The 16,863-nt window shown below is 43.2% G+C and carries 12 protein-coding genes; 4 read left to right on the forward strand and 8 right to left on the reverse strand.

Annotated features, from left to right (window positions below):
- Positions 1-181: 181 nt before the first annotated feature.
- Positions 182-730, reverse strand: a complete 549-nt coding sequence (locus AC1DXF_RS15670; RefSeq protein WP_477449663.1) for a hypothetical protein — start codon at positions 728-730, stop codon at positions 182-184.
- Positions 731-1,057: 327 nt separating this feature from the next.
- On the opposite strand from AC1DXF_RS15670, the gene AC1DXF_RS15675 reads away from it, so the two are divergent.
- Positions 1,058-1,645, forward strand: coding sequence for a TlpA family protein disulfide reductase (locus AC1DXF_RS15675; protein WP_477449664.1), 588 nt, complete (start codon positions 1,058-1,060; stop codon positions 1,643-1,645).
- 239 nt (positions 1,646-1,884) lie between these two features.
- Positions 1,885-3,435 carry an alpha-N-arabinofuranosidase gene (locus tag AC1DXF_RS15680; RefSeq protein WP_477449665.1) on the forward strand — a complete coding sequence of 517 codons (1,551 nt, stop codon included), beginning with the start codon at positions 1,885-1,887 and terminating at the stop codon, positions 3,433-3,435.
- Positions 3,436-3,702: 267 nt separating this feature from the next.
- Here the strand turns inward: AC1DXF_RS15680 and AC1DXF_RS15685 are convergent, their stop codons facing one another.
- The 3 genes from AC1DXF_RS15685 to AC1DXF_RS15695 all read right to left on the reverse strand — a co-directional run bounded on the left by AC1DXF_RS15685 (position 3,703) and on the right by AC1DXF_RS15695 (position 6,514).
- The gene (locus AC1DXF_RS15685; RefSeq protein ID WP_477449666.1) at positions 3,703-5,151 is read right to left on the reverse strand and encodes a phytoene desaturase family protein; all 1,449 of its coding nucleotides are present in this window, start codon (positions 5,149-5,151) and stop codon (positions 3,703-3,705) included.
- A 66-nt stretch (positions 5,152-5,217) separates the two neighbouring features.
- Positions 5,218-5,835 carry a beta-class carbonic anhydrase gene (locus tag AC1DXF_RS15690; protein WP_477449667.1) on the reverse strand — a complete coding sequence of 206 codons (618 nt, stop codon included), beginning with the start codon at positions 5,833-5,835 and terminating at the stop codon, positions 5,218-5,220.
- A 37-nt stretch (positions 5,836-5,872) separates the two neighbouring features.
- Entirely contained in the window at positions 5,873-6,514 is a 642-nt protein-coding gene (locus tag AC1DXF_RS15695; protein WP_477449668.1) for a peroxiredoxin family protein, read from the reverse strand.
- A 422-nt stretch (positions 6,515-6,936) separates the two neighbouring features.
- Here AC1DXF_RS15695 and AC1DXF_RS15700 point away from each other — a divergent pair, with 422 nt between their 5' ends.
- Complete coding sequence (locus tag AC1DXF_RS15700; protein WP_477449669.1) at positions 6,937-8,589, forward strand: L,D-transpeptidase family protein; 1,653 nt, start codon at positions 6,937-6,939, stop codon at positions 8,587-8,589.
- Positions 8,590-8,661: 72 nt separating this feature from the next.
- Here the strand turns inward: AC1DXF_RS15700 and AC1DXF_RS15705 are convergent, their stop codons facing one another.
- The 3 genes from AC1DXF_RS15705 to AC1DXF_RS15715 all read right to left on the reverse strand — a co-directional run bounded on the left by AC1DXF_RS15705 (position 8,662) and on the right by AC1DXF_RS15715 (position 15,431).
- Positions 8,662-10,944 (reverse strand): GH92 family glycosyl hydrolase, encoded by a 2,283-nt coding sequence (locus AC1DXF_RS15705; RefSeq protein ID WP_477449670.1) that lies wholly within the window; start codon positions 10,942-10,944, stop codon positions 8,662-8,664.
- A gap of 62 nt (positions 10,945-11,006) precedes the next feature.
- Positions 11,007-13,124 (reverse strand): alpha-L-fucosidase, encoded by a 2,118-nt coding sequence (locus AC1DXF_RS15710; protein WP_477449671.1) that lies wholly within the window; start codon positions 13,122-13,124, stop codon positions 11,007-11,009.
- A gap of 9 nt (positions 13,125-13,133) precedes the next feature.
- Positions 13,134-15,431 carry a family 20 glycosylhydrolase gene (locus tag AC1DXF_RS15715; RefSeq protein WP_477449672.1) on the reverse strand — a complete coding sequence of 766 codons (2,298 nt, stop codon included), beginning with the start codon at positions 15,429-15,431 and terminating at the stop codon, positions 13,134-13,136.
- A 367-nt stretch (positions 15,432-15,798) separates the two neighbouring features.
- On the opposite strand from AC1DXF_RS15715, the gene AC1DXF_RS15720 reads away from it, so the two are divergent.
- The gene (locus tag AC1DXF_RS15720) at positions 15,799-16,122 is read left to right on the forward strand and encodes a hypothetical protein (protein WP_477449673.1); all 324 of its coding nucleotides are present in this window, start codon (positions 15,799-15,801) and stop codon (positions 16,120-16,122) included.
- A gap of 2 nt (positions 16,123-16,124) precedes the next feature.
- On the opposite strand, the gene AC1DXF_RS15725 is transcribed toward AC1DXF_RS15720, so the two are convergent.
- Positions 16,125-16,826, reverse strand: a complete 702-nt coding sequence (locus tag AC1DXF_RS15725) for a uracil-DNA glycosylase family protein (RefSeq protein ID WP_477449674.1) — start codon at positions 16,824-16,826, stop codon at positions 16,125-16,127.
- Between the last annotated feature and the right edge of the window lie 37 nt (positions 16,827-16,863).

A 16,863-nucleotide genomic window follows, 5' to 3' on the forward strand; every position in this document is an offset into this window, starting at 1 on the left:
AAGCATTAAAACAACGCATAAAACATTAATTCAGCATAAGATTGGAAGCTTACGATAGGTGTTATTAAAAAAGTCTCAGCCAAAGCCACATACGGCTATAAAAGGTACTAATGCAATAACCAATCAAACTGCGCTTTATTGATTAAAAGAACAATTCAACATCATAATTCATAAGCTATAATTAGCAGGTAAAATTTGGCGGTTTGCCGGGAGATTCAATGTAGGGATTGTTCAATTGGCAGAGTATAGGGCTTGGAATAACTTTAAGCAGCGTTGAAAATGCCATGAACTGGTAATTTATTATATGGAAACTATATTCGTTTCCCGTGCCGGATTTTTTGAGCGAATCATGTCCCTTTTTGCTAACCGGCACATCATTAATCTCTTTAGCGATGATGAGGTTGGCAGATACCAGGCGGGTTTTAACACTATTGGCAATACAAATGAACGACATAGTATCCGGCGACATTTTGTATCGTAAATAATTATAATAAACACCTTTTAGCTGCAACTGGCCGTTATCCCTAACGTAGTGGTCCCATTTTTTTATACCGGGAAGGTGAACAGGGATTTTGATTTCGACAAGCTTCGTTGCGTCGATCTTGTTTTCGTAGATCTCTTTTACGATCTGTATTTCGGATTGGTGAATAAAATACTGGAATACAAACTGGTACCCGCCCAAATTGAACAGATGCACATTAAGTAATAGTATCGCGATAAACCTTTTCACTTCTCCAAATTAACTATTAGGGGTAATAATTACCGGTAAATATATTGTTACAATAGTATTAAAACAAATAAAATTAAAAATTGTACTTCAAAACGTTTTAAACAGGCGTTGATAAATAGATATAGGGGCATAATTGCCATGTTGAGTGATAAAATTTCGCGAAATTCTGAAGGGGAAATAACAAGCCGGCGAAAGACTTACGAAGTTTTTAAAACTTCGTAAGTCTGGGATTCTACAACATGTCATGTGTAGGTACAAAGGATGACAGGAAATTATTCTCAATTATTTATTACTTTGTTGCATCCCGGCACTAATTAAATTTATGACATGATAAATAAAAAATACTTTTCAGCATCAAACATAATATTTGCATTGCTCATGGTATTGGTTGTAATTACCTGGCTAAACCCCATAGCCAAAGTTGAACTTATTCGTGGACTGATGGCGGTTGGTGCTTTTAAGCCAGATCCCGACGATTATGCCCGTAATCATAAAGAGCCAGTAAAGTTCCCCGATTATAGCTACCGGGATACATCCGGAAATACAATTACCATATCCAACCTGAAAAACAAAGTGGTTTTTGTAAATTATTGGGCTACCTGGTGCCCGCCCTGCCTTGCCGAAATGCCATCGGTAAACAGGCTTTATATGAAGTTTAAAAATAATCCCAATGTTGTTTTTATTATGGTTGATACGGATAACAACCTGCCAAAGTCAAAGGCCTACTTCAAAAACAACCATTACAACCTGCCATTATATACATCTATAAGTAAATTCCCGGATACGTTACTAAATGGCACCATACCCACAACATTAATATTTGGCAAAAACGGCAAGCTAAAATATAAACACACCGGCGCCGCCGACTACAACAGCGATAAGTTCAACGAGTTTTTGGAAAAGGAAGCGGAGTAGCGTCAAGAATCAAGAGTTAAGAATCAAGATAAAAGTGTCACTATATTTAAAAACTAAGAAAATTAGGCTAAACCCCAACCCCAACTCACAACTCACAACTCACAACTCACAACTCACAACTCACAACTCACAACTCACAACTCACAACTCACAACTCACCACTCGTCAAATCTTTTTATTGTTAAAACAACACTTATTAATTATTTTTTCTTTTCTTTACGGCATAAACCTGTTATTCAATGAAAAGAAATTTGCTTTCATCACTTGGCGTTGCAGCCATGTGTTTAATTTCGGCATCCGGTTACAGCCAAACCGGAACGCTTAGTATCAGTACCGATTCAAAAACAACCATCAGCAAGCACATTTACGGGCAATTTGCCGAGCATTTGGGCCGTGGTATTTATGGTGGTTTTTGGGTTGATAAAAATCTCCCTGTTAAAAAACAGGACAGGATCCGCCTGGATGTTGTAGAGGCGTTGAAAAAGATCAAAATCCCTAACCTGCGCTGGCCGGGCGGATGTTTTGCCGATGAATATCACTGGCGCGACGGTATTGGCCCAACGGCCTTACGCCCACGGATGGTAAACACCAACTGGGGCGGCGTTACAGAAGATAATAGTTTTGGCACGCATGAGTTTTTGGAACTTTGCGAATTATTGAAATGCGAGCCTTACGTTGCCGGTAATGTGGGCAGCGGTACGGTAGAAGAAATGTCGAAATGGATTGAATACCTTAACTCGAACAGTACCAGCACTGTGGTTAAAGAGCGTGTTAAAAACGGTCACCCGGCACCCTATAAAGTAACCATTTGGGGTGTAGGTAACGAAAGCTGGGGCTGCGGCGGTAATATGACGCCAAATTACTATGCCGACCTTTTTAAACGTTATGCTTCATTCGCCAAAGATTATCCGGGTGCACGCCTGCAAAAAATAGCCAGCGGACCCAATGCTGATGATTATAACTGGACGGAAGTTTGTATGAAGAACATTCCGTCGGGGATGATGTCGGGCCTGTCATTACATTATTACACCATTCCTACAGGCAACTGGGGTAAAAAAGGATCAGCTACCGAGTTTAGCGAAAAAGAATACTTCAGCACTATGGTTAACTGCCTTAAAATGGAAGAGCTGGTTACCAAACACTCGGCCATTATGGACAAATACGATCCCGAAAAGAAGGTATCCTTGGTAGTTGACGAATGGGGCATTTGGACAGATCCGGAACCAGGCCCCAATGCCGGCGTTTTGTTTCAGCAAAACAGCCTGCGCGATGCCTTAATTGCCGGTACTACGCTTAATATTTTCAATAACCACAGCGACCGTGTACGTATGGCAGCTTTAGCGCAAACCGTTAACGTATTACAGGCGCTTATTTTAACCGACAAAGAAAAAATGCTGCTTACCCCTACTTATCATGTTTTTGATATGTACAAGGTGCACCAGGATGCCAAATACCTGCCAATTAAACTGAACGTGCCAAACTATGAGGTTGACGGCAAAAAAATAGAGGCGGTAAACGCATCGGCATCACAGGATGCTGCAGGTAAAGTACATATATCATTGGTTAATCTTGATTTGCACAATGCCATTACCATTACTACCGAATTGAAGGATGTAAAATGGAACGCTGTTAAAGGCCAGGTATTAACATCGGCCAATATCACGGATATTAACACTTTTGCAGCGCCAAACAAATTGCATTTGGCAAGCTTTACCAATGCCAAAAAAGATGGCGATAAACTGGTGGTTACACTACCCGCAAAATCGGTAGTGACGCTGGAGTTGAATTAATATTTTATTATGTCATTGCGAGTGTCCGTCAGGTAAAACCTGAAAAAAATCGTTATGACCTGCAACGAAATATAGTTAAACCAATGGCCTAAACACCCGTCATTGCGAGGAACGAAGCAATCCTGAACCATGTGGGACTTAGCATGTCGGGGATTGTTTCGTACCTCGCAATGACGGGTATTTTATATTGACAGTCAGGTACTTACAAACACGTCATTATAAGCGATTGCTTCGTACCTCGCAATGACATTTTAATAATATATTGTATTACAAGGGTTTTACCTTTATGCCCCATATATCTTTCAACGCTTTTTTTGCCGCATGATACCCGCACATACCATGCACCCCGCCGCCCGGAGGCGTGGATGATGAACAAATGTACAACCCTTTGGCCGAGGTTTTATAAGGCGAAACCCTCAGCACAGGCCGCGTAAATAACTGGCCGATATCTATTGCACCGCCGCTAATATCACCACCTATGTAGTTGGGGTTATATTCTTCAAGCTGGGCGGTGTTAAAGGTATGCTTAGCCAAAATTGTATCCCGGAAACCGGGTGCAAAACGTTCAACCTGTCGTTCTATAATATCGGTCATATCTTCCTTTGAACCATTCGGTACATGACAATACGCCCACGCCGTATGTTTACCTGCCGGCGCCCGCGATGAGTCGAAGGTGCTTTGCTGGGCCAAAAGCACGTAGGGTTTATCCGGATGTTTACCTTTCCACACCAGTTGTTCGCTTTCGGCAATTTCAGCAAATGTGTTGCCGATGTGAACGGTACCTGTCTGCTTTGCTGCTTCGGCTTTAAAGGGGATTGGTGCATCCAAAGCCCAATCAATTTTAAATACCCCTGCGCCGTAACGATAGCGCTCCAATTGCCATTTGTACAGCGGAGAAAATTTATGCCCGGCTATTTTTAACAATTGTTTTGGGGTAATATCGAATAAAACAGCATGCGATGAAGGTAATTGATTTAGCGACTCAACATAAAAACCAGTTTCAATTTTACCGCCTATAAATATAAAATACGAGGCCAGCGCCTTCGCTATTTGCTGCGAACCACCTCTTGGTAACGGCCAACCCTTTAAATGGCCCTGTGCCATCAATACCAATGCAATAGCCGATGTAGCAAAATTACTTAAGGGTTGTATAGAATGCGCCGCCATTCCCGCCAGTAAACCTTTAGCCGCTTTGGTTTTAAACCTGTTGGCAAGCAAGGTTGACGGGCTTATAGCAGGCAGGCCGAATTGTGCCATCAGCAAGGGATGTTTGGGAAAATGCAACGGGCCTAAAACATCCGGCGCGATTAATGGCCAGTTTTTTACAACGGGTTGCATTAAATTAAGGTAAGCCTGCTCATCGTTGCCGAGTAACCTGGCCGTTTCGGTTACCGATTTAAGCAAAACAGCAGCCGTTCCGTCGTCAAAGGGATGGGCGGCTGCTGTTTGTGGAAATATATATTCAAGGCCGTGCTGTGCAAGCGGCAATGTTTCAAAAAAAGGCGATGAGGCTGCGAGTGGATGGATGGCCGAGCAAATATCGTGTTTAAAACCGGGCAGGGTAAGTTCGGCAGTGCGCAGGCCTCCCCCTATTTCGTTTTTACCTTCAAGCAATAAAACAGAAAGCCCGTGTTGCTGCATTAAAATTGCCGCAGCCAGCCCGTTGGGCCCCGACCCTACTATTATCGCATCATAATCACGCTTTTCAAGCTTCATGTATGGCACAAAGAGGTATTTGATACCCCTAAGATATCCAAATTAACGGTTTTACCCGGATATAGTTTAGTTTAAAACCTCTCCGGCATGTGTAGCCGCGGGCACCTCAATCAGCTTACCCGACCGCACATCATATACATAACCGTAAATGGGGATATTACCTGCTACCAAAGGATGATGCCTGATGCGCTCCACATCCTCCACAACGCTTGCTTCAAGGTTTTTAAAGGTGAGGAATGCGATATGATTGGCTTCGTCAGATCCACCGTTTTCATCGGTATTGCGCCAGCCGTTTTCGTCGATAACTGCGGTTTTCAGGCTTTTGGATAATAAATCGCGGATAATATCGTCGGTAAACAAACCCATACCACAATCGGTATGGTGTATTACAAACCATTCTTTAGTACCCAATAATTTATGCGATATCACCAGCGAACGGATAGCATCATCGCTTGCCCGGCCACCTGCGTTACGGATCACGTGGGCATCGCCCTCGGCAAGGCCGGCGTATTTAGCCGGATCAAGCCGGGCATCCATACAGGTTAAAATGGCAAACTGCCGCGCCGGCGGGATAGTAAGATTGCCTTTATCGCCAAAATGTTTTACATATTCATCGTTAGCCTTTAGTACCTGGCGATGTACCTTGCTTTTAACTTGCTGAAGCTCATCAATTGCGTTTGACATAATCTTAGTTTTTGTTAACAATTGTCCTGTAAATTTATCAGGCCGACTTTCTGCTGTTAATAATCAACGACGATTCGTAAACCGAAGAGATAATGTCTTCGCCATTAAACGTTCCTAAAAAATCAAGGTCAATATGGCTGTATATCACCTGTTTATTGGCATCGATGATGTAGGTGGCCAATAAGGGCACATTTACATCAATGCCCGAAAAACGGTTCCAAACCGGGTCGTTATCCGAGTATATCCTGAAAGTTTGGGCAATGTTTTTTTCCTCGTCGTGATAAAAATTAAGGGTAAAGCTGTTTTCCCAGGCCTGTTTTCCCAGTTCGTCGGTACGTTCATCGCTGATAACCAACAAGGTGCCACCATTTGCTTTTATTTCCTGCTGAATGTTGTTTAACTGGTTCAACAGTTCAAAGCCTTGCTCTTTCCAGTGGTGCGAGTAAAACGCTATCACCAATGGTTTTTTAAGCAACTGTCTTAAAGCAATTGGCCCATGTGTTTGCGCGCCGTTGAAAAACGACTGCCAGCGGCTGTAATCATTGGAAAATTTCAGATCGGGGATAAAATTACCTGCTTTTACAGGTTGCAAAGCACGGTAAGGTTTAAATGGAATATCATTATCAGGAACAATTTCTGAAAGATCGAAAAACGGATATTTATTAGCGGTAGTTAACATTTTGTAGTACAATTAATGGTGTTTAAATTACGTTCATTGAAGTAGCGGATTAAATATCACCTTCAACAATGGCATAATCCATAAATCACCTGCCGGTAATGCGACACCCTATCAAAAAATGGTTTCTTTAAAGGATTTATCAGGTAAGCGTTCATAAAATATATTATTAATAACAAGGTCAGTAAACTTTTGGGTTGATCTATGGTTTTGAAGAGGAGAAACTCAACAGCAGCAACACATACACATCATCCCCTTAAAATCATAGCGATTTAAAGAGTTGTTTGATTGGTATTTTATGGTGTTACTTAACATGCTTTCGATTTGATGAAACAAATATACTATAATGTCTATATAATTAGTATACATTTTTATAACTTTTTTTATTCTTCTAATAGTTACTTATCTTACCAATAAAAACATCCATGTTAAAAGGCGTTTGTAAATTCATTTCCATAACACTTATTCCACTCATATACATACCATTAGGCTGCAATCATAGTTCTAAACTTAACCGGCAGTCAAAAGCCGACTCGCTTAAACGAAAGGCTGTTAAAGAATGGAATAAAACCATCCCAGGCAGTTTCAGCGATCAAACCGACGCAACTTTTGATAGTACACAACTTGCAACCTTCATAAAAGCTTACCCGGCATTTGATCCGTATGTTAAAGATATCAGCATGTTTTACAGTAAGCGTAAATTTGCCTATGCCTGGTATAATAAAGGAAAACTGCTTGAACAGGCCGGAAACTTAGCCGACAGGTTAGGAAATTTGCAGAATGAAGGCATTTACAAAGCTATCCCCTACCCCAAAGCATTAGATTCATTGATATTTGCCCCTAAGAGTAAAAGCCCCAACCCCAATATTGCCACTGAGTTAATGCTTACCGCCCAGTATTTTGTGTTCTCTAAACTGGCCTTCCAGGGAATGAGCGATTCTACCAGTAAAGCGGTTAACTGGTTTTTGCCGCGCAAAAAAGTTTCATACAATGATTACCTCGATACATTATTGAAGCGAAGCGGCAAAGCCGGCAGCACCTTGTCAGAACCTGTTTACAGGCAGTACGATTTATTAAAAGGCTATCTTGCCAAATACCGGGCATTAGATGCAAAAGAAAACTGGGCCGCAATTCCATCGGCCAAGGGCGTAAAACCGGGAGACTCGTCGGCAGTTATTTCGCAAATAAGGACACGGTTATATAAACTGGAAGATTTTAAGGGAGATACATTAAATATTGTTTTTGACGATACTTTACAACAAGCCATAAAGCAGTTTCAGCTAAGGCATGGCTTAACCGCCGATGGGCTGCCGGGACCCGGCACCCTGGCCGAAATGAACGTGCCGCTAAAAAAACGCATCAGGCAGATTATTGTTAACATGGAGCGGTGCCGCTGGCTTCCTGTTAGTTTAAATACCGATTACCTGGCGGTAAATATCCCCGAGTTTAAATTGCACGTTTATCATGCCGATAGTTTGTTATGGAGCTGTAATGTGGTTGTGGGGCAAAAGGTACACCAAACGGTTATATTTTATGGCCAGATGCAATACGTGGTATTTAGCCCATACTGGAACGTGCCCGAGAGTATTGTACGAAACGAGGTACTGCCCGATATGCGAAAGAACCCCAATTATATCAACAAGCATAATATGGTGATTACCGGCCGCGAGAATGGTTTGCCGGTAATTAAACAAAAGCCCGGCCCCGAGAACTCCTTAGGCCTTGTAAAATTTTTGTTCCCGAATAGTTATAATATTTACCTGCATGATACACCATCACGATCGTTATTCGGCGAATCGTCAAGGGCATTCAGTCACGGTTGCATCCGGGTTGGCGAACCGGCCAGGCTTGCTGCTTTTTTATTGAAATATGACACCACCTGGACTGCCGATAAAATTAACAAGGCAATGCATCTTGGCAAAGAACGAACCGTAACACTCAAACAAAAAGTGCCTGTGTTTATCGCTTATTTCACGGCATTTACCGATAGAGATAACAAGCTGAATTTTCGCCAGGATATATATGACAGAGACGAACAACTGGCTTCGATGATATTATCGGGAAGCGGGAAGTATTAAGAATATACCCATCCGCAGAGCCAGACTTACGAAGTTTTTAAAACTTCGTAAGTCTTTCGCCGCTTTTAATTTCTACTTCAACACCGATACCGCCTTATTAGCCTCTCCTATACCCCAAACGGTACCTGGCTTATCGCCCATAGTTATTTCCAGCTCGCCTCCGGCCATCAATTGTTTGTGCGAAAAATAGGTTTTGGTATAGTTTACACCGTTTAGTTTCATGGCGTTGATATACATATTTTTGGGCCCGTTATTTTTCACTACCACGTGAAATGTTTTATTTCCCTGTAGCTTCAACGTAGCCTCGTTAATAACAGGGCTGCCAAAAACATACAGGCCATTGGCCGGGTTAACCGGGTAAAAACCAAGGGCCGATAATACGTACCAGGCCGACATCTGGCCAACATCTTCATTGCCAATAATACCATCTGTTTTGGTGGTATAAAAGTCGTCCAGGATATAGCGTACTTTAGCGGCAGTTTTCCATGGCTGGCCCGAGTAATCATAGTAGTAGGCCATTGGGTGACCAGGTTCGTTACCATGGGCATATTGGCCAATCAAACCAGAAACATCGGGCGACTTAAATTTGCCCATATCCCCCTCGGCAATAAATAACGAATCGAGCTTGATATTAAACTTGTCCTGTCCGCCCAGTAAGCTAATCAATCCCTCAACATCCTGCGGCACCAGGAAAGTATACTCCCAGCCGTTGCCTTCGGTAAAGTCGCCTGTCTCGTGGATAGAGATGAAAGGGCTATATGGCGTACGCCATGAATTATCGGCTAAGCGGCCACGCATAAACCCGGCCTTAGGGTCGTAGTAGTTTTTGTAGTACTTACCGCGTTTGCTAAAGTATTGATAATCGGCTGTTTTGCCCATTTTTTTGGCAACCTGGGCAAGGCACCAGTCGTCAATGGCATATTCTAAACCCATCGAAACAGATTCAGCAGTGCTATCCGCAGGTATAAAACCCAGTTTTTTAACAAATTTAACGCCACGCGCATCCTGCATCGCCGTGGTTTTCATAGCCTCATAGGCCAGGTTAGCATCAAAACCTTTGTAGCCTTTAAGCAATGCATCGGCAACAACAGGTACCGCGCTGTAACCCACCATACAATTGGTTTCATTGGCCATTAAATGCCAGGTTGGTAAGGTACCCTGCTGCTGGTAAATGGCCAGCATCGAGTTTATCATATCATTGGTATGCTCCGGGTGAATGATAGTTGATAAAGGGTTATTTGACCGGTAAGTATCCCACAACGAAAAAGTGGTTACGTTATTAAAACCAACGTTTTTATGCACCTTTTTATCGGTACCCCAGTACTCGCCGTTTACATCATTAAATATAGACGGCGCTACCATGGAGTGATAAAAAGCGGTATAAAACTTTTTCAATATCGACAATGAATCAGCTTTAATGGTGATTTTGCCCAATTGCGTATTCCAGGCCTGGTCTGCCTGGCTAACAACTTTTGCAAAATCCCAGCCTGGTATTTCGGCCTTGATATTCAGCATGGCATTTGCCGAACTTACCGGCGAAATACCAACTTTAGCATAAACAACCTCGCCCTTTGAGGTAGCAAAGCTGATAACACCCTTAACTTTTACACCTTTTATTTTTGTAACGCCGACTTTAGCGGTGCTGTCATAAACGGTGAATTTTTCTATCGGTTTTGAGAAAACGGCGGTAAAGTAAATACGCTGATCGGCCGCCCATCCTTTTGAAAAACGGTACCCGCTGATGGTGTATTTATCTTCCTGCTTAATATAGGTTTCATAAGGTCTGTCCCAGCCTATGCCTTCCTGCAAATCAATAACAATATGTGCATCTTTTGAAGCCGGGAAAGTGTATTTGTGCATCCCTACCCTTGTACTGGCCGTAAGCTCAACGCCAATATCGTAGCGTTTTAGTTTCACCTTGTAATATCCCGGCTTCACTACTTCGTCCTGATGACTAAATAGCGATACATAGCCGTTTTGCATGTCTTTCAAACTGCCTTTATAGGTTTTGATGGCTCCGGTTGTTGGCATAAAGGATATATCGCCCAAATCGCCGATACCGGTACCACTTAGATGTGTGTGCTGAAAGCCGATAATGGTTGAATCGGAAATATGGTAGCCCGAGCACCAATCCCACCCTTCGGACAGGTTGGTTGGTCCTAATTGCACAGCACCAAAAGGAACGTTTGCGCCAACAAACACATGGCCATGAAAGCCGGTGCCGATATATGGATCAACATATTTGGTAAAAGATACCGGCACCGCTTTCCTCGTTTTTTTGGGCATATGGGCCTGGCCAAACGCGCTTACTGTTATAACTGCCAGGATCCCGGCTAAAAAGATTTGTTTTTTCATTCGTTACTTATAGATTGTATGACGGGTTTGCACAAACATAAACCCGGCTATATAATAGATTATTAATAAACACTTAATTCGGCAACAGTAATGCCATTGCCGGCTATTACATGTTCAGCCTCAAATTTAAAATACCTGGCGTTAACGGGGTTACTCAAAACAACCGGCTGCTCAATCGGGTTCGATTTAATATTCGAGAACTCGCCCGAGGCCACTTTCACCCATTCTTTCCCATCTGCGCTGGTATAAAAAATATACCGGTCAACTATGCCGTCCGGCTGCTTATCCTGTCTTGGTAAATATCCAAACGCTTTAATTTGGCGGGCAGTGCCCATATCAATGGTTATTTGCTGCGGAAACTTTGCGTCTTCTTTACTTAATGTGCTGTACAGTGTGCCGGTGTGCTCATCAACCGCGTTTTCGGCACGGTTGCCGCCGTCGTTTGCGGTGGTGGCGGCAATAATTTTCCAATCTGTTTTGGCATAACCTAATGACGCAAAAGCAACGTCGCTTTTTTGTGCCTTGCCTTCAAAGCTACGGGCTTTAACAATACCGCCATTGGCCAGCAAAAGCGGGCCTTTATATACCGGCGAGCTAATGGTTGGTTCCTGTCCGTTTAAAGTATACCTTATGGCGCTTACAGGCGCCTCGGTGGTTATGCTTACCTCGCCTTTTTTGTTCCGGGTAATTTTAGGGGCGGTTAAATGTACCGGCTCTTTAAACAACCCAAAGTCGCTAAGCGCAATGGCAACCGGCGATTTGGTTATCCTTAACCTTAATTTACTTGCTGTTATGTTTTGAGTTAAACGGATCAACCTGTTACCGCCTATACTGGTAGCGGCGCCAATCTGCTGCCATTTGCCATTCACAAAGGCATCAACCTCAAAAGCTTCTATCCGCTGGCCCAACTTAATGTTTTCGCGTACGCGGATAACGTTGAATGTTTTTGGTGTGTGCAGGTCGATTGTCAGGCTTGGCATAGTTACTTTATCATCAGTAGCCCAATAACTGTACCTGTCATTATCTAACAAAAGCTGCGGGCCAAAGCTTAATTTATTGCCACCACGTATATTACTTGCGGTAACGGTAGCGCCCTTTGCCAGGTTAACCGCAAATATTTGTTTTAACAGGGTACCAAATGCTGTAAGCGATTTAACATCTATCTCGTTCACTATTCCCCGCGGATCGGGCGATAAGCCCAAATCAAGCGCGGCGCCCCGGCCAACACTTTTGTAATACAAGTCAAGCAACGTATACGGCGATTTTACGCCATCATCCTGTGTTTTGTGGTAAAACCAGCCGGGCCTTAATGATACATCGCATTCGGCAGGCATCCAATAATCACCGTTGCGGGTGCCTTCTGTACCTTCGTAATCTTTTACAAAGCCATTGCCTGGCTTTTTGCCTTCTACCGGGGCATGGGGCGTATAGGTTGCCCAGCATGTTTCGCCGGCATGGCCTTCTTCATTCCCAACCCAGCGTACATCGGGGCCAACATCGCCAAAAATAACGGCGTTGGGCTGCAGTTTACGGGTAATGGCCCAGGTGGCATCCCAGCCATAATAGGTCGATCTGTCGATGTGCCTCACCTCGCGTTTGCCACCATAGTAGCCATCGCCGCCGTTGGCGCCATCGTGCCATGATATAAACAGTGGGCCATAGTTGGTATATAATTCGCGCAATTGCTCGCGGTATATTTTGATATATTCATCCGTACCATAATTAGGATTATTCCTGTCCCAGGGCGAGCAATATACCCCAAGCTGCATCCCTAATTTATCACAAGCTTCGCGGTATTCTTTCAAAATATCGCCTTTGCCATTTTTATACGGGCTTTTGGATATGTTATGTTCGGTTGTTTTGGTGGGCCAAAGGCAAAAGCCATCATGGTGCTTGGCAACCACTACAACGCCTTTAAAACCGCCGGCTTTGGCAGCACCTACAATTTGCATGGCGCTAAACTGCGATGGATTGATAAGCTTAGGGTCTTCATCGCCATAACCCCACTCCTTATCGGTATAAACATCAACACCGTAATGGATAATGCAATACATACCCATTTCCTGCCAGTTTAGCTGGCCTTTTGTGGGTAACGGCCCGTAGGGCTTTGGTGCGCCCTGGCTAAAACCTTTTAGGCCAATGGCCAATAACAATAATGCTATGCCTGTAAATTTTTTCATAAAAAAATCTTAATTTTTAAACCAAGCTGCCGGCACATCCTGCGGGGCAGAACCGTTAAAACTATATTTTAAACCCAGCTTAAAGCCGCCGCCACCTTCAATAAAATCGAGCTGAAAAGGATGGGCCCCCATTTTTAAGGCCACCTGCCCGCTGCGTTCCTGGGCCGAATGATTTCCATCGTTATTGACAACCATATGGGGGCCTATTTTTAACACTCCGCCGTCATCGCAGGTAAGGTAAAAGCTATAAATGCCATCGGCGGGTACATCGATATAACCTTTATAGGTAATACCAAATGATGGCGCTTTTACAGTTGCCGGTACTTCAATTTTATCTGTGGTAAATGTACTATCAACTTTAGCGTCCTTCATAAAAGTTGTTGCTTTAAAGTAGGCTTTGTAATAAGTACAGGCCAGGCCGGGTTTTGGCGGCGCTATTTTAACCGGGCCAAGCATTTGCTGTTGAGTATAATTCAGGTTGTAAACATCGCCACGGGTGCCACCTGGGGTAAATGCTGCAACCCTTACCAACTGGGCTTTTTTGATAACCAAGGGCGAAGGCAATACCGGTGAATTTACGCCGGGCAAGGTTCCATCGGTAGTGTAACGGATGGTCAAAGTTGGCAAAGGCGATACAATGCTTAATTTGCCCTCATCGGTAAATACATATTCGTTTAACAGGCCAGGCAAATCCGGCAGGCGATAATTTATCCCAAGGGCATCCATCCTGCTATATTGGCGTACCAGGCGTTGCAGGTATGAATTATATTTATCAGGCTGATTTGTCCAAAGCATTTCGGCCAGGGCGGTCATCCGGGGCATGGCCATATAATCGGCACGGCGCTCGGATGGGATCCGCTCCGACCAGATGTTAGCCTGGGCGCCGATGATCGATTTAGCCTCCTGCGCATTTAGTACTTTGGGGATGGGGTTAAAATGATACACCCGGTCAACCGAATACTGATCGGGCTGGTTATCGAAATATAAGGGCTCGCCGGGCGTCATAATCACCGTATTGCCGTTTTTTACCGCTTCAACAGGCGCGTTGGGTACCCATCCGCGCCAGTACATTACAATAGCCGTAGGGCTGATGCCGCCTTCAATAATCTCGTCCCAGCCAATTAGTTTGCGGCCCTTGGAGTTAAAGAATTTTTCCATCCGGTTAATAAAATAGCTTTGCAGGGCTGCCAGGTCTTTTATTCCTTCTTTTTCCATCAAAGCTTTGCAGGCATCGGATTTTCCCCAATCGGTACGGTCAACTTCATCGCCGCCAATGTGAATGTATTGGGATGGGAAGATGTCCATAATTTCGGTAAATACGTTTTGAGCAAACTCAAAAGTTGTTTCGTTACAAGGGCAAATGGGTTTGGTGAACAGCGTTCCCCATTTATTCTCGCCATTACAGGTTAAAAACGGGTACGAATTGATAGCCGCCATCATGTGACCCGGCATATCTATCTCGGGGATAATATCGATGTGTTTTGCCGCGGCATAGGCTACCACACCCTTCATTTCCTGCTGGGTGTAAAACCCGCCGTAAAGTGTTTTTCCGCCGCGTTGAATGATATGCTCCTTATCGATCGCAAAATCGGGGTTGTCTTTTGAAAGTTTCATGCACAACGAATCCTGGTCGTTGAATGTACGCCATGCCCCCTCTTTGGTTAGTTTGGGATATTTTTTTATTTCTATGCGCCATCCCTGGTCGTCGGTTAAGTGCAGGTGCAGCTTGTTCATTTTGTAAAGCGACATCCTATCGATAAATTTTTTAAGATAGCTGATAGAAAAAAAATGCCGCGAAACATCCATGTGCATGCCGCGCCAATCATAAGCAGGTTCATCTTCAATGGTTAACACCGGCAAAACCAACTTTTTACTTGTTGTGCCTTTCTCTATTGATACAGGTAACAGTTGCCTGATGGTTTCGATGGCATGAAAAACGCCGGCACCGGAGTTAGCCAAAATTTCGACATGCTTTGGTGTGATAGTAAGCCTGTAGCCTTCTGATACTGCTATATCGGCACTTTTAATAATGCTTATTGCTGATGCCGATTGATTTTTAGTTAGGATTAGCTTTTGTCCAAGTCCTTTTTCTAAAAGTGCGGTGAGTTCTTTGGCCTCGCTCTTAAACGCTGACCCGCTCACAGTGGTTCGCGGTGTTATGACAAATACTCCTTTACCCGGTATTAATTTTGTGGGATAAGGTATCAGCGGAAATTTAGCTGCGTCTTGTGCGTTTGCACTAAACCATACAAACAAAAGTGGGATTACCAGCTTAATACCGGCATTTTTTCGTAAAAAAGCTATCATTGATAGTTTGAATTTTGAGTGTTATTTTCCTGAAATTATTCGCCGCCAATTATGTCACCCACCTAACAAAGTTATAATAAACCCTGCTTATTTTGCCGTGGAATAGCTGATCGGAATAATTTTATAAACATATCAAAACTTTTTAATTTTCTTAAAGAAGTATGAAAAAACAAAACACGAATTGCACGAATTAAATCGAATTAGCACAAATAATGAGTTTCAAGTTGACGAACTAATGGTAACTAATACTGAGCTTAAAATTTGGCAAACTTTTCAAATTCGTGAAATTCGCTCCAATTCGTTCAATTCGTGTATTTCAAATTCGTGTGTACTCAAACATTTGTCCAACCGGCTTGTTTTTTGATTAATGATAACCAGCGGCGTAACATTCGGCATTAATAAAGAAGACGGAACCCATATTATTATTGCCGTTGATCCGGCGGATACTAATAAGATTAACGAAAACAACAACGGGACCTACAAGTTATACAGGGATATAGACAGCCCAAAAACTTTTGATAAGGGATATTTGGGCGCCATTTTTTTAGATGGCACAGAACCAGAGTATCATTACGCTGGTGGTACCGAACTTACCGATTTTGAGCTGAAACAACTGGCCAAATTGATAAGGGATTACCACGCCACCGGCAAGGAGTTTGATGATCATAAACGCGATATCAGCACTAAATAGCTTTAAGGAATAACAACCGCGTTAAAAGCCTTCAGGTATTTGGCTATATAATCCTGCTTAGTTTTTAATTTGTATTGCATAATAAAGCGCGGATGCTCCAGCGCCACAACCTGTTTAAAAAACCGGTGCTCGTCATTAAGCTTGCGCAGAAAGGTTTCATTTTTACCGGTACCAAAGCAAAAACAAACATCTGTTTCAAAACCCAGGTCAATTTGCTTTTGAATATTTTCTACTATGAAGGGGTATACAGCCCTGGTAAGTTCGGGCGTATCATAATAGTTATAATTTACCTCTTTGCCTTTTGGGCCGGTTATGGTGAAGCCGAGCGGACAAACCGAGTGGATGTAAAACTGCTGATAAAACGCGGTTATACCGCCAAAAGCATCAATCATATCATACACATATTCTGACGAGGGCTCATGTGTAATTGGCCCGGTATAGGGTATTTGGCATTTGCTGATCATCCGTTTAGGATCGGTAAAAGATACCCCTGTCATACCCGAGCCAAACCGGCCCGGGTTAATACCTAATATCAAATGGCGGGGATGATTATCGCTGTAATATTTATTGTAAAACCGGGTAGATACGTCCAATGCAAAATCATTGTCCCTGAATGGGTTCATAATGCTTACACCAGTTGGTAGCGTTCCTGTATATTCCAGTTGTTGGTTAAAGGCGATGATCCTGTCGGCAAAAGTGTCCATTCGGTAAAATTAACAAAAGCAGAAAGCTTACCGCAAA

The organism is Mucilaginibacter sp. P2_A5 (assembly GCF_056404995.1).